This is a genomic window from Mesorhizobium sp. M5C.F.Cr.IN.023.01.1.1 (assembly GCF_003997585.1).
Classification (GTDB): domain Bacteria; phylum Pseudomonadota; class Alphaproteobacteria; order Rhizobiales; family Rhizobiaceae; genus Mesorhizobium; species Mesorhizobium wenxiniae.
On record NZ_RZSU01000061.1, the window covers coordinates 26,552 to 40,548 of the forward strand.

The window sequence follows — 13,997 nt, forward strand, 5'->3', positions numbered from 1 at the left end:
GCCTAAGGCGACCTCTTGCCGGAGCTCCCATGTCTGAAATCGTCACCGCCGCCATGCTCGTCATCGGTGATGAGATTCTGTCCGGGCGCACCAAGGACAAGAATATCGGCCATCTCGCCGACATCATGACGGCGATCGGCATCGACCTGAAGGAGGTGCGCATCGTTCCCGACGAGGACGACGAGATCGTCGCCGCGGTGAACGCCCTACGGACCCGCTACACCTATGTCTTCACGACCGGCGGCATCGGCCCCACGCATGACGACATCACCGCGGACGCGATCGCCAAGGCCTTCGGCGTGCCCTGCGAATACGACGCCAAGGCCTATGCGATGCTGGAAGCGAGCTACGCCGCGCGCGGCATCGAATACACCGAGGCGCGCAAGCGCATGGCGCGGATGCCGCGTGGTGCCGACCATATCGACAATCCAGTGTCCATCGCGCCCGGCTTTCGCATCGGCAACGTCCATGTCATGGCCGGCGTGCCGTCGATTTTCCAGGCGATGCTCGACAGTGTGGTGCCGACGCTGAAGGCCGGCACCAGAATGCTATCGGCCACGGTGCACTGTCCGTTCGGCGAAGGCCTAGTCGGCGGACCGCTCGGCGATATCCAGAAGGCGCATCCGGATACTATCATCGGGTCCTACCCGAAATATGGCGACGGCAAGTTCTGGACCGAGCTGGTCGTCCGTGCCCGCAGCCAGGAAGCGCTGGACGCCGCCTACGCCGATGTCGAGGCGATGGTCGCAGGCCTCGCCAGCGCGGCCAGCTGATCTAAAGCGCGTCGCGTCTGAGAGGATTCATGCGACGCGCTTTAGGTTCTTTTTTATGCATGTCGTTTCCCAAAACCGCTGCGCACTTTTGGGCGACATGCATTAGCCGGAACCAAGCATGGTGATGTAACGTTTCATGCGGGCGAGTTCCGATCGCCGTAAATTGAGGGGTTACCATGCGATTCAAGACCATCGTTGCTATACTGCAGAACGAACAGGACGCGGTGCGCGTGCTCGAATGCGCCATTCCGCTTGCCGACAGGTTCCAGAGCCATCTCATCGGCATTCATGCCGAAGCGCTTCCCGTCCCCTACACCTCGGCCACCGGCTTTCCGGACACCGAGTTCCTGCAGGTTTCGGCCGACATGAACAAGGAGCGTGCTGAAAAGTTGCAGGCGGTTTTCCTCAGGCATGTCGAGGATTCCGGCCTGTCCTTCGAGTGGCGCAGCCTCGAGAGCTTTTCCGGAGACAGCGCGCTGACCGGCATCCCAACCGTCCGCACTGCGGACCTGATCATCGCCGCGCAGCGCGAGTCGGGCGGCGACCCGAGCGCCGATGTCGACACGCTGGTCTACGACGCCGGCCGGCCGGTGCTGGTCGTGCCGCATTCAGGCCCGCTCGTCACCAGCTTCAAGCATGTGCTGCTCGCCTGGAACGGCAGCAAGGAAGCCGCTCGCGCCGCCTTCGATGCTCTGCCCTTCATCATCGATGCCGAGAAGACTGATATTGTCGTCATTGACCCGCCGGATACGCTCGACGAGGCTCCGGAGGCGGCCGGCGCCGAAATCGCCGCTGCCCTGTCCAGGCATGGCGCCACCGTCAGCGTCTCGGTGCTGCAATCGGGCGGCCACTCGGTCGACGACGTGATCCAGACCAGGGTTGCCGAAACCGGCGCCGACCTGCTCGTGCTCGGCGCCTACAGCCATTCCTGGCTGCGCCAGCTTCTGTTCGGCGGGGTCACGCGCACGGTGCTGCGCACGTTGCCGGTGGCAGCTTTCCTGTCACGGTAAGTCCACAAAGGGTACCTCCACAGGCCGCCGCCCTTGCCAAGGCCAAGGCTTTTCAGTTAATTCCGCGCGCATTCCTTCAAGTGTTTGCGCGCGGTTTTCGCGCGCTGCGGAGTGCATGCAAAAATGTCCCTTCCCGAAAAGGCCTTTCCCGTCTCCTGGGATCAGTTCCACCGCGATGCGCGTGCGCTTGCCTGGCGGCTTGCCGGTGCCAACAAAGGCCAGTGGAAGGCGATCGTCTGCATCACGCGCGGCGGCTTGGTTCCGGCCGCCATCATCTCGCGTGAACTCGGCATCCGGGTCATCGAGACGGTTTGCGTCGCCTCCTATCACGACTACGCCAGCCAGGGGCAGCTGCAGGTGCTGAAGGAGGTCACGCCGGCACTGCTCGCCGATGACGGCGCCGGCGTGCTGATCATCGACGACCTCACCGATACCGGCAAGACCGCGGGCATCGTGCGCGCCATGATGCCCAAGGCGCATTTCGCCACCGTCTACGCCAAGCCGAAAGGCAGGCCGCTGGTCGACACCTTCGTCACCGAGGTAAGCCAGGACACCTGGATCTATTTTCCGTGGGATATGGGCTTCACCTACCAGAAGCCGATCGCCGACGATCACGTCGGCTGATTCGCGGCAACTGCTTTTCCTCCCGGAACATGCCGGCGAGCACTTCTTGAAAGAGTGCCGCGGCGCACGATATTTCCTGAATGGACGCCTGTGGTGTGGTTAACCAGTCCGTATGAGGATTTTTACTTTTATTGCTCATGATTGGCCGTAAGATTCACGAGACGGCAGATGATTCTGGAGGCTGGGGCAAGCTTCTCCGATGTTGACGAGGCCAGCAACGCACAACCATTTGGCCGAAAGGGTTCAGCGGCTCTTCGGCACAGCGCCGTGCCGCCTGCAGGTTGCAGCATTGCCCTGGCGCGATACCGGGCATGGCGTCGAGATCATGCTGATCACCAGCCGCGATACCGGTCGCTGGGTGCTTCCCAAGGGCTGGCCTGAGGCCAAGGAACTGCTTTGCGAAGCGGCGGCGCGCGAGGCCGGCGAGGAAGCCGGACTGCGCGGCACGATCTCCCACCACGAAGCCGGCCGCTACTTCTATGCCAAGGCATTGGCTTCCGGCGAGGAAGTGCCTTGCGAAGTCCTGGTATTTCCGCTGCAGGTCGACAAGATCGCCGACCGGTGGAAGGAAAAGCGGTCGCGCACCCGTAAATGGGTCAGCCCCGCTGAGGCCGTGCGCATGGTCAACGAGCCGGACCTTGGTCAGATCATCGCCTATTTCTGCGCCGATCCGCACCAGTTCTCCTGAGCAAGGCGCACTGGCCAAAGCTGCGCACCTGCCGCATCACCGGCGATGCTCTTTGGCGAAGAGAATCGATTTGACCACCACGGCTTTGGCGTGCGTTGTCATCCCGGTCGATGGCCTGGACGTGGGACAAAATCGAAATCCTCCGCGCCACTTCTATCCCCGTTATCCACATATGTGACACACAAGATGTTGGGGTCACAAAAGCTACGCAAACGAATCCTTGACGGCGCAAAACGAGTCGCCTTTTATGGGCCATGCGCTCCTGTTGAGAGTGCGACCGGAAAGTTCTGAGCCCGGTCTTTTTCCCGGATTATGTGCGTTTCGGCCGCATTTCCGCCTGTCTACGAGGCCAGCGGATGCGTTGGGGTTGTGGGGTCTTTGGGGGCGAAAGGGAAAAATGTCGGACTGGAATAAATTGTCTGTTAACACTATATTTAGCGTTTGCAGGTAGGTTCAACGCTAGATAGTGTGAGCTTCCCTCGATTGAGGGAGTCGAAAAAAGCTTCAGTTTTGAGGGACCCACAGGGTTCGCCGGCGCGTTGGACAGGTACTTCGCAAGGAGTTTGACCAGCAGGGCGGCGGCTGTGAAAAAGGAGCCGGCCGTTGTCTAACGCCGGCAGGCGGCGGACATGCGCGTTTCGCCAAGGGGGCAGAATTCCCCTTGGAAAAGCGCTATATATAGACAACAAGGGATAAGACCAATGCGCATCGAGCGTCGTTTCACCAAGCAAGGGCTAGCAGGTCAAGAAGGGGCGGCTTATGCGGAGATCGAATTCCGCAAGGCGCTTTCGGAGATCAAGAATCCGGATGGCTCGGTGGTGTTCCGCTTGGACAATATCGATGTGCCGGCGCAGTTCAGCCAGGTTGCCGCCGACATCCTGGCGCAGAAGTATTTCCGCAAGGCCGGCGTGCCGGCTCGGCTGAAGAAGGTCGAGGAGAATGACGTCCCTTCCTTCCTGTGGCGCTCCGTCGCCGACGAGGCCGAACTGGCAAAGCTGCCCGAGTCCGAGCGCTACGGCTCCGAGATCGACGCCCGCCAGGTCTTCGACCGCCTCGCCGGTACCTGGACCTATTGGGGCTGGAAGGGCGGCTACTTCAAGTCGGAGGAAGACGCGCGCGCCTTCCGCGACGAGATTGCCTACATGCTGGCCACCCAGCGCGTTGCGCCGAACTCGCCGCAATGGTTCAACACCGGCCTGCACTGGGCCTATGGCATTGACGGCCCGAGCCAAGGCCACTTCTATGTCGACCCGTTCACCGGCAAGCTGACCAAGTCGAAATCTTCCTACGAGCATCCGCAGCCGCATGCCTGCTTTATCCAGGGCGTGCAGGACGATCTCGTCAACGAAGGCGGCATCATGGACCTGTGGGTGCGTGAAGCGCGGCTGTTCAAATACGGCTCCGGCACCGGCTCCAACTTCTCATTCCTGCGCGGCGAAGGCGAAAAGCTGTCCGGCGGCGGCCGCTCGTCCGGCCTGATGAGCTTCCTGAAGATCGGCGACCGCGCGGCGGGCGCCATCAAGTCGGGCGGCACGACGCGCCGCGCCGCAAAGATGGTCATCGTCGACGCGGACCATCCCGATATCGAGGAGTTCATCGACTGGAAGGTTAATGAGGAGCAGAAGGTCGCCTCGCTGGTCACCGGCTCCAAGATCGTGAAGAAGCACCTCGAAGCGATCATGAAGGCCTGCATCAACTGCGAAGGCCAGGACGACGATTGCTTCGACCCGGCGATCAACACCGCGCTGAAACGCGAGATCAAGGCGGCCAAGAAGGACGGGGTGCCGGAGAACTACATCTACCGCGTCATCCAGTTCGCCAAGCAGGGCTACACTTCGATGTCGTTCAAGACCTACGACACCGACTGGGATTCGGATGCCTACCTCACCGTTTCGGGCCAGAACTCCAACAATTCGGTCTCGCTGAAGGACGATTTCCTGCGCGCCGTAGAGCAGGATGCCGACTGGCACCTCACCGCCCGCAAGGACGGCAAGGTGCTGAAGACGCTGAAGGCCAGGGATCTGTGGGAAAAGATCGGCTATGCCGCCTGGGCGTCGGCCGATCCGGGCCTGCACTTCAACACGACGATGAATGACTGGCACACCTGCGCCTCGGCCGGTGCGATCCGGGCGTCCAACCCGTGCTCGGAATACATGTTCCTCGACGACACGGCCTGCAACCTGGCCTCCATCAATCTGCTGCCCTATCGCAACGCCAACGGCACCATCGATATCGCCGCCTACGAGCATACGGTTCGGCTGTGGACCATGGTGCTGGAAATTTCCGTCATGATGGCGCAGTTCCCGTCGAAGGAGATCGCCAAGCTTTCCTACGAATACCGCACGCTCGGCCTCGGCTACGCCAATATCGGCGGCCTGCTGATGACCTCGGGCATTCCCTATGATTCCGACGAGGGCCGCGCCATCTGCGCAGCACTCACCGCTATTATGACCGGCACGGCCTATGCCACCTCGGCCGAAATGGCCGCCGAGCTCGGCGCCTTCCCCGACTACGACCGCAATGCGCAGAACATGCTGCGCGTCATGCGCAACCACCGCCGCGCTGCCTATGGCGACAAAGACGGCTACGAGAAACTCGCCGTCAACCCGGTGCCGCTGGTCGCCTCCGACCTGAAGCAGCCTGAGCTTGCCGCCCATGCCAAGGCTGCCTGGGACCGCGCCATCGAGCTCGGCGAGGAGCATGGCTACCGCAATGCGCAGGCGACCGTAATCGCGCCGACCGGCACGATCGGCCTGGTCATGGATTGCGACACCACCGGCATCGAGCCCGACTTCGCGCTGGTGAAGTTCAAGAAGCTGGCCGGCGGCGGCTATTTCAAGATCATCAACCGCGCTGTCCCTGAAGCGCTGCGCACGCTTGGCTATTCGGAAGCGCAGATCGCCGAGATCGAGGCCTACGCGGTCGGCCACGGCAATCTGAACCAGGCGCCCGCCGTCAACCCCGGCTCGCTCAAGGCCAAGGGTTTTACGGACGACAAGATCGCGGCACTCAATGCGGCATTGAAGTCGGCGTTCGACATCAAGTTCGTCTTCAACCAGTGGACGCTGGGGGCAGACTGGGTGAAGGAGACGTTTGGCTTCACCGACGAGCAGCTCAACGATTTCTCGTTCGAGATGCTGCCGGCACTTGGTTTTTCGCGCAAGGACATCGAGGCCGCCAACATCCATGTCTGCGGGGCGATGACGCTGGAAGGCGCGCCGTTTCTGAAGGCCGAACACCTGCCGGTGTTCGACTGCGCCAGCCCGTGCGGCAAGATCGGTAAGCGTTCGCTGTCGATCAACAGCCACATCCAGATGATGGCGGCGGCCCAGCCCTTCATCTCCGGCGCCATTTCCAAGACCATCAACATGCCGAACGACGCGACGGTGGAAGACGCCAAGGGCGCCTACATGCTGTCGTGGAAGCTGGCGCTGAAGGCTAACGCGCTCTATCGCGACGGCTCTAAGCTCTCGCAGCCGCTCAACGCCTCGCTGCTTGCGGACGTCGAAGACGACGAGGACGAGGCGATCGAGCAGCTGATCGCGGCACCCGCCGCACAGCGCGCCGTGCAGGTGACCGAAAAAATCGTCGAGCGCGTCGTGGAACGCCTTTATCGCGATCGCGAGAAACTGCCGAACCGCCGCAAGGGCTATACGCAGAAGGCGGTCGTCGGCGGCCACAAGGTCTATCTCAGGACCGGCGAATTCGACGACGGTCGTCTCGGCGAGATATTCATCGACATGCACAAGGAGGGCGCAGCCTTCCGGGCAATGATGAACAACTTCGCCATCGCCATCTCGCTCGGCCTGCAGTATGGCGTTCCGCTCGAGGAATATGTCGAAGCCTTCACCTTCACCAAGTTCGAACCTGCCGGCATGGTGCAGGGCAACGACGCGATCAAGAACGCGACGTCGATCCTCGACTATGTGTTCCGCGAGCTTGCCGTGTCCTATCTTGCGCGCCACGATCTCGCCCATGTCGACCAGTCGGATTTCGACAAGACAGCACTCGGGCGCGGCATCACCGAAGGCAAGGCGACGCCGTTCTCGAAGGGACTGACCCGCGGCGTCTCACCGGTCAAGCTGGTGTCGGGCGCCGAGCCCAAGGGCTTTGGCGGTACAAGCCCGTCAACCGCCCCTGCCCGATCGGCTCCAACCGCCTTCTCTGGCTCCAACGTGCTGGCGCTGAAGCCGGCTAGCGACGAAGCCATTGCCTACAAGCGCGATTATGAAGAGCGGGCCAGGGAGCTGGTCGAGGACATCGTCTACGAGGAAGCCGAGGCTTCGGGGGAGCTGTTCACCGATGCCGCCGCGCAGGAGGCCGCCGAGGCGAAAGCGCTCGCCGCGACAAGGCGTCAGCAATCGCTGATGCAGGGCTACACCGGCAACGAATGCTCGGAATGCCACAATTTTACGATGGTGCGGAACGGGACGTGCGAGAAGTGCGACACCTGCGGAGCTACGAGCGGGTGCAGCTGAGGAGAATCTGCAGCGCTGGAACGCAACATCATCGGCCCCGGTCGTAAGATCGGGCCGAAATGTTTTTAAGGGCCGTGATCCGACGCAGCCTTCCCTTCTCCCCTTGTGGGAGAAGGTGGCCGAGCGAAGCTCGGTCGGATGAGGGGTGTTCCAGCTTGGCACGAACGGCGATCCTTCCAACACCCCTCAACCGTCTCGGCGCTGCGCGCCGATCCACCTTCTCCCACAAGGGGAGAAGGCAAGACTGTGCTACCGCCACGGTTGCAAACTCTCATCGCGGACATAAGCGATGATGGTGTCGCAGACGGCGTTCAAGTCCCGCAGCACGTCGTCGTTCCAGAAACGCAGCACGCGAAAGCCCCTCGCCTTCAATTCGGCGTCTCGTACCCGATCGTAGTTCGAGTCCGCATGCTGGCTGCCGTCGATCTCGACGATCAGCCTGGCCCCGGCGCAAACGAAATCGGCGATGAATTTGCCGACAGGAACCTGACGCCGGAATTTGATGCGATCGAGCCTGCGTCCGCGCAATTCGTGCCACAGGCGGTCTTCCGCCTCCGTTGGCTCGCGGCGCATCGAGCGAGCGAAATGACGTTTGGTCGGAGCGCCGGGCTGATGCGGCATCGGGCGAGATTACCCAGCCTTGGCGCTCCGTCCAGCACCATCGTCACGCAAATCGCTGACATTCGAGATTGGCTAAAGCGCGGAATGCCGCGCCTTCCCTTCTCCCCCTGTGGGAGAAGGTGGCCTCGCGAAGCGAGGTCGGATGAGGTGTGTTCCAGCTTGGCACCGACGGCCCTCCGTCCAACACCCCCTTTCCATCTCGGCGCTGCGCGCCGATCCACCTTCTCCCACAGGGGAGAAGGAAAGAATTGCCCTCAGTTTACGGCGCTGATGTTGCCCAAGCGGAGAAACAGCGTTTCGCCGGAAGAATCGTCGACGCCGTCATTGTCGGTGGCGACGAAGATGTCGCCGTTCTTGTCGATGGTGAAACCTTCGACCTTGTCGATGACATAGCCGTTGGTGGCTGATTTCAGGTCGCCGATGATGTCGCGCACCAGCGTCTTTTCGACCAACGGCAGTTCGCCGCCGAGCTTGGCAGGTTTGAAGGCATCGAGCGCCACCGAATAGACGCGCTTCACCTTGGCCAGGGCGCCGATCTGGTTGTCGCGTTCGAGGATATAGAGCTTGCCGTCATGCGCGGTGATCTCCGACAGCCCCATCCAGCCAGCCTCGGTCGCTTCGAGTGGATAGCGCACCGCCGACCATTCCTTGGCCTTCGGCTTGTAGGCCAAAAGCTTGACCTGGCCCTTCGCATCGTCGGCCCATTCACGCTGCATTGCCATCACCAGCGTCAGGTCGTCGCCCTCGCCGATGGTGGTGATGCCTTCGAGACCGAAGCGGGTCTGGTGGGCGAGCAGGTCCATCGGGAAGCCGATTTCCTGCTTGATCTCGCCCTTGTCGTCGACGCGCAGGATGGCGTGCGGGACGAGCTTTGCCGGATCGCCTTCATTGGCCAGCCAGAAGCCGCCTTCACCATCGGCGACGATGCCTTCGATGTCGAGCTTCTGCGCAGGATGGCCGCCACGCGTGACAATGGTCTTACCGGTAATCAGCGCCGGCGTCTGCGTGGCATCGATCTCGAAGATCGAGGGCGCGTTGGCGTAGAACGAGTCCGAGGCCGCGAAGAGCTTGCCTGCAGTGTCGCCGGCCGCGAGCGCCGAAAGCGCACCCCAGCCGAGCGGCGTGCCGTCTGCCGTGAGCTTTGCCGTGATCATCGGGTAAGTGGCGGGACCCTCGGAGCGCTCGTAGATCATCACGTGCGAGCGGGCGAGCCCGTCCTCGACCAGGTCGGCCTCGTTGGCGGTGACCAGGAGATTGCGCGAGGGGATCGCGACCAGGCCTTCCGGACCGATGCCGGACGGCAGGATCTGGACAAACTGAGGCTCAGCACCCGTGTCCTTGTAGACGCCGACAACGGAGCCACGCTCCGAAGCGACGAAAATCAGTCTGTCTTCGCCGAAGGCGCCGGTATCGAGACCTTCCGGCTCGATGCCCTTCTTGTTGCGGTCGTCGGGATAATGGCCGGCATTGGCGACCTCGTACTCGAAGGACGGACCGGATTCGTAGACAACCTCGCCCTTCTTGCTGAAGATCGTGAAGCCGCGCGAGCCGCCCTTGTAGTCGCCTTCGTTGGCGACGACGAGACGGTCATTGTCGAGCCATTTTACGGCGTCGGGTTCGCGCGCGACGTTTTCCATTTTGCCATCGAAGGAGAAGGCGCCGTTCTTCTTGGTGTCGATCTTATCCAGCGTGACGGAGCCTGCCGAGAAGTGCGTGACGATCGCGCCGGTTTCGGCGTTGACGATGGCGACGTGGTTGTTTTCCTGCAGGGTGACCGCTATCTCGCCGGCTTCGTTGAAGGCGACGAATTCCGGCTCCGGATCTTCCGCCGCAACTTCGGCGATGCCCGCCAGGTTCACACTCTTCATCGTCGCGCAATCAGGCTCGCCTTCGGCAAGCGTGAAGATCTTGAGGTCGCCCGCCGGCATCTGCGGAATTTCTCCGTCGTTCAGCTCCTCGTCGCGCTCGTTCTCGATGGCGATGGCCACGAACTTGCCATCCTTGCTGAACGCCAGCGAGTCCGGTTGACCGCCGAGGTCGCAGGTGCCTTCGATCGCCTTGGAGGCAAGGTCGATGACGGTGAGGTTGCCCGAAGGCTTGGCTTTGCTCTCCGACGTGTTGACGCCAGCCAGCACCTTGCCGCCAATGACCACGACAGAGGTCGGCTCGCCCTCGATCTTGACGATGCCGCCGGCCTTGGGCGCCTTGGGGTCAGTGATGTCGATGAAGCCGACGGCGCCGAGCGGGCTGTCGGAATAGACCAGCGTCATGCCGTCTTCGGTCGCCGTTATGATCTCGGACGAAGTCGGCGTGGTCTTCTCGACGTCCGCCGGGAGGTTTCCGGCGACGGCGAAGCTCGCGACCCGGTTGAACATCATGTCGGCATGGGCCGGCAGCGAAACGGAGGCAGCAAGCGCTGCCGTCAAGACGAAAAGCGCGGAATGGCGGGGCACGGGTGGCGTCTCCTGTTCGAATGGAAGCCACCTGCTTTGGGGGAACGACATTTCAAAGCGATGACGGATCCATGACAGTTCCGCGACAGGCGGTCAGGGTCCCTCGATATTCACCTCATGCTGGCCTGCAAATGGCGGCTTCCTGCGGCCGCGATCGGCACCCCGCAGGGCGAGCAGCAAGAAGGAACCCCTACTCCGCCTCGGCCACCATCTGCCGCCCACCAACCCAGTTCCGCCAGGCTCTCTCGTCGCCGTGGAAGACGTTGAGGTCGATGCGGCCTCTCACGCCGTGCGACAGGCCGGAGCCGGAATACTGCCAGAACACCCATTTGCGGCCGGGATAGACCTTTGACGGGTGCTGTGCCACCGCACGCAGCCAGAACGGATAATCCAAGAACGCGCCTCTGAGATTGTCGCGGTAGAAATCAGGCGCGGTGTAGATGATGGGCCGCTGGCCGTAGTGGCGCTCGAGCTTGTCCATGAACACCTGCATCTTCTCCAGCACCTTTTGCCGCGACGGCCGCCGCTTGCAGCTGGATTCGCCGTTCCACTCGACATCGATCACCGGCGGCAAGGCGCCCTCGACCCTCGGCACGTTGCGGATGAACCAGTCGGCCTGCTCGCCGGCGGTGCGGCACCAGTAGAAGAAATGATAGGCGCCGCGCTTGAGGCCGGCGGCGTCGGCGTTGCGCCAGTTCTTCATGAACATCGGATCAAGATGATCGCCGCCATCGGTCGCCTTGATGTAGGCGAAGTTCGCGCCCTGCCCGCGCAGCTTTGCCCAGTTCACGTTGCCCTGCCAGCGTGAAACGTCGACGCCGTGAACGGCGAGGTGTCTGGGCGAGGCCTTGCCGAAGTTGATCGGCTTGGCGTCACGAAAACGGTAGCGCTGGACCGGCTCGGCGAGGATCGGTGCTGCCCGTGCCAGCCGCTTCGGCGCCACCAGGGCAATCGGCTCGACGGGTGGTTCGATGCTGTCGGCAGGCTCTGGAGTGGCCATCGCCACAGTCTGCTCCGTCGCCTCTTCCTGCGCGAAGTCGGGTGCGGCATCGGCCGCACCGACCGACGCCACCGGCGCGGGCGGCCGCACAACGGAGCTGGTCGTCTCGCTGGACGGCACTTGCAGCGCGTCGACGCCGGACGTGGATGTGCAGCCGGCAAGGCAAAGTGACGCGATCGAGAAGATGACGACGCCTGATAACCGCATCTGGACCTGTACGCAGAACACAACAGACCGAGGGCAAGACAACGCCGCCGGACAACCGATCCAGATTACTAACGAGAAATTGCCAACAAAGTTTGAATCAAATTGTTAGGACGAGAGCTAGGCAATACATGGCGCCCGCTTTATCACCGTAGCGGTGAGAGCTTGGAAACGACGGCAGGACGGAGACGGCGCGAACGATCGCCGACGCCTGCAGGCCCGCTGCCTAGCCGCACAGCCACAGCTTGTGGCAGCTCTCGGCTACCATGTGAGCGGGCGGTATGAAGCGGTCGGTGACGGGGCAATCGTTGACGACCGGTGCGTCATCCCGGCGAACCTTTTCTTCAAGTAGCGAGCGAAGCTCGGCCGGCTGTACGCGGTCACGCTCCATCACGAGCTTGACCATAGGATCGCTCAAAAGCTCATCCAGGGTGTTGATTCTGTCTTCCATCCGTCGCCTCCTCGACTGCCGACCCGCACGTAATAGATAGGCGGCAATGATGGCTCGCCAATGACGCTTTGCCGGCTATCTCGTGTCCCGGATGAAAAAATTGGGCACGCTTTACGCTTCAGTTCGCCTGCGCTTCAGTTCGGGGGTGGCGCGCCTTCATATTGCGGCAGTCCGTCGTCGAGTGGCACCCAGGGCTGCTTCGAGGCGGTCCACATATGCATCTGCGGCCTAAATATCGAAGGGTCGTCGAGCGAGCCTGAGGTCACGCCGATGATGCCGGCGGAGTCGCGCCGGGAAAACATCGTCGTGCCGCAGCGGGGACAAAAGCCGCGCTTGAGATCGGGCGAGGAATTCACCGTCGCCACCGGCCCGTCGATGGTCACGTCGTCGATGCGGAACAGCACGCGTGCGGTTGAAGGCCGCGCCCAGCGCCTTCTGGCAGAGCCGGCAATGGCAGACCCGCTCGTTGATCGGCGTGGCATCGGTGCGGTAACGCACCGCGCCGCACAGGCAGCCACCCTGATATCTCGCCATTACCTGCGCCCTCTTTCTGAAGATTGTCTGCAAGGTAGCTGCCGGCACAGCAGCGTCAATTGAAAAGCCTTGATAGGGCCATCTATGGCTGTGATGCGGGAGATGCCGTTGGCCCCACGACGTGTGTCGGGATTGCCAAGGCTTATAGCCGGCTTCAAAGGGATAAGCCTGTCCGGCCATCTCGCGGAGAAGGGCCGGACAGGTGGTTATTCCGTCTCGCTGATGACCTCGTCCCAGGTCTTGACCTTGGTCTCGCCATTGAGGAAGGGCAGAGTGACTGCTGTCAGTTCCGGCGCGAAGAACACGTCGTAATGGGTGCGGTTCGGCAGGATGGCCAGCCGGTTCTGCGCCAGGTTCTCGCGCATCCAGCCGGCGTCCTTCAGTCCGCCGCCGAGCATCTGATAGAATTTGATCTCATGCTCGGGCCGGTACATGTCGCTGTCGCCAAAAACCAGCATGACCGGCATCTTCAGCTTGGGTACGTCGGCGGAGTAGTCGTAGTCCTTGCGCATATGGGCGCCCAGTTGATCGAGCAGCTTCGGAAAGTCCTGCGGATGCGGCGCGACCGCCACGTAGGACTTGTACATCGGCGTGTCTTTCATCATGTCGGCCATCGCCGCGCCGACCTGCGCCTGCTGCGTGCGCATGTCGGCATAGAAGCCGTCCGCGGCATAGCCCGCCGACACCAGGACCAGCCGGCGCACTGCCTCGGGATGCTGGACGGCCATACGGAAGGCGACACCGCCGCCCAGTGAGTAACCCATGACATCGACCTTCTCGTAGCCGAGCGCCTTGACGATCGCCGCCATGTCGTCACCCATCGCCTCCAGGCTGAGCGGCCGGTCGCCGAGCGCGGTGCGGCCGTGACCGTGCAGGTCGACGCCGATGACGGTGCGGTTTTCGGCAAGCTTCGGCAGAATCGGCGCAAACATGTCGGTGGTGCCGAGCCCACCATGCAGGAGAAGCAGCGGCTCGCCCTGGCCATAGACGGCGTAATAGTAATTCAGGCCGTTGATCGGCAGCAGGCCGGATTTCGCCGGCTTCGGCATTGCTTTCAGTTCGGAGGTCATGGCGGGCTTTGCCTCCTCGGCCTTGGTGGCGCCCGGCGCAGCGAAGAGCGCTGCAGCCGAGGCGAAAATGGCGAAAAACATCGCTCTGGAC

10 protein-coding genes and 1 pseudogene are annotated in these 13,997 nt (G+C 62.3%); 5 read left to right on the forward strand and 6 right to left on the reverse strand.

What is annotated here, in order from left to right; genetic code table 11:
• Positions 1-29 precede the first annotated feature (29 nt).
• From EOA78_RS22425 to EOA78_RS22445, 5 genes are all read left to right on the forward strand, one after another.
• Entirely contained in the window at positions 30-773 is a 744-nt protein-coding gene (locus tag EOA78_RS22425) for a competence/damage-inducible protein A (protein WP_127317026.1), read from the forward strand.
• A gap of 176 nt (positions 774-949) precedes the next feature.
• Positions 950-1,783 (forward strand): universal stress protein, encoded by an 834-nt coding sequence (locus EOA78_RS22430; RefSeq protein WP_127317027.1) that lies wholly within the window; start codon positions 950-952, stop codon positions 1,781-1,783.
• A 123-nt stretch (positions 1,784-1,906) separates the two neighbouring features.
• Positions 1,907-2,407: a xanthine phosphoribosyltransferase gene (gpt, locus tag EOA78_RS22435; protein ID WP_029353723.1), complete on the forward strand. Its 501-nt coding sequence runs from the start codon at positions 1,907-1,909 to the stop codon at positions 2,405-2,407.
• A 199-nt stretch (positions 2,408-2,606) separates the two neighbouring features.
• Positions 2,607-3,095: an NUDIX hydrolase gene (locus tag EOA78_RS22440; protein WP_127317028.1), complete on the forward strand. Its 489-nt coding sequence runs from the start codon at positions 2,607-2,609 to the stop codon at positions 3,093-3,095.
• Positions 3,096-3,796: 701 nt separating this feature from the next.
• On the forward strand, positions 3,797-7,573 hold the full coding sequence (locus EOA78_RS22445; RefSeq protein ID WP_127317029.1) for a vitamin B12-dependent ribonucleotide reductase: 3,777 nt from the start codon (positions 3,797-3,799) through the stop codon (positions 7,571-7,573).
• A 249-nt stretch (positions 7,574-7,822) separates the two neighbouring features.
• Here EOA78_RS22445 and EOA78_RS22450 read toward each other — a convergent pair whose 3' ends face one another.
• The 6 genes and pseudogenes from EOA78_RS22450 to EOA78_RS22475 form a co-directional block, all read right to left on the reverse strand.
• Entirely contained in the window at positions 7,823-8,194 is a 372-nt protein-coding gene (locus tag EOA78_RS22450; protein WP_127317030.1) for an endonuclease domain-containing protein, read from the reverse strand.
• 254 nt (positions 8,195-8,448) lie between these two features.
• Positions 8,449-10,647 carry an esterase-like activity of phytase family protein gene (locus tag EOA78_RS22455; protein WP_127317031.1) on the reverse strand — a complete coding sequence of 733 codons (2,199 nt, stop codon included), beginning with the start codon at positions 10,645-10,647 and terminating at the stop codon, positions 8,449-8,451.
• 190 nt (positions 10,648-10,837) lie between these two features.
• Positions 10,838-11,854 carry a GH25 family lysozyme gene (locus EOA78_RS22460; protein WP_127317032.1) on the reverse strand — a complete coding sequence of 339 codons (1,017 nt, stop codon included), beginning with the start codon at positions 11,852-11,854 and terminating at the stop codon, positions 10,838-10,840.
• 223 nt (positions 11,855-12,077) lie between these two features.
• Positions 12,078-12,302 carry a hypothetical protein gene (locus EOA78_RS22465; protein WP_127317033.1) on the reverse strand — a complete coding sequence of 75 codons (225 nt, stop codon included), beginning with the start codon at positions 12,300-12,302 and terminating at the stop codon, positions 12,078-12,080.
• Between the two features lie 134 nt (positions 12,303-12,436).
• Positions 12,437-12,836, reverse strand: a pseudogene (locus EOA78_RS22470) (GFA family protein).
• 206 nt (positions 12,837-13,042) lie between these two features.
• Positions 13,043-13,997, reverse strand: a 955-nt coding sequence (locus EOA78_RS22475; RefSeq protein ID WP_245477651.1) for an alpha/beta hydrolase, incomplete at its 5' end; no start/stop codon positions are given.

What these genes read in the sequence shown, in the direction of transcription:
- EOA78_RS22425 (WP_127317026.1), top strand. Translation starts at nt 30, where the DNA reads ATGTCTGAAATCGTCACCGCCGCCATGCTCGTCATCGGTGATGAGATT.
- EOA78_RS22465 (WP_127317033.1), bottom strand. Translation starts at nt 12,302, where the DNA reads ATGGAAGACAGAATCAACACCCTGGATGAGCTTTTGAGCGATCCTATG.
- EOA78_RS22460 (WP_127317032.1), bottom strand. Translation starts at nt 11,854, where the DNA reads ATGCGGTTATCAGGCGTCGTCATCTTCTCGATCGCGTCACTTTGCCTT.
- gpt (WP_029353723.1), top strand. Translation starts at nt 1,907, where the DNA reads ATGTCCCTTCCCGAAAAGGCCTTTCCCGTCTCCTGGGATCAGTTCCAC.
- EOA78_RS22440 (WP_127317028.1), top strand. Translation starts at nt 2,607, where the DNA reads ATGTTGACGAGGCCAGCAACGCACAACCATTTGGCCGAAAGGGTTCAG.
- EOA78_RS22450 (WP_127317030.1), bottom strand. Translation starts at nt 8,194, where the DNA reads ATGCCGCATCAGCCCGGCGCTCCGACCAAACGTCATTTCGCTCGCTCG.
- EOA78_RS22430 (WP_127317027.1), top strand. Translation starts at nt 950, where the DNA reads ATGCGATTCAAGACCATCGTTGCTATACTGCAGAACGAACAGGACGCG.
- EOA78_RS22445 (WP_127317029.1), top strand. Translation starts at nt 3,797, where the DNA reads ATGCGCATCGAGCGTCGTTTCACCAAGCAAGGGCTAGCAGGTCAAGAA.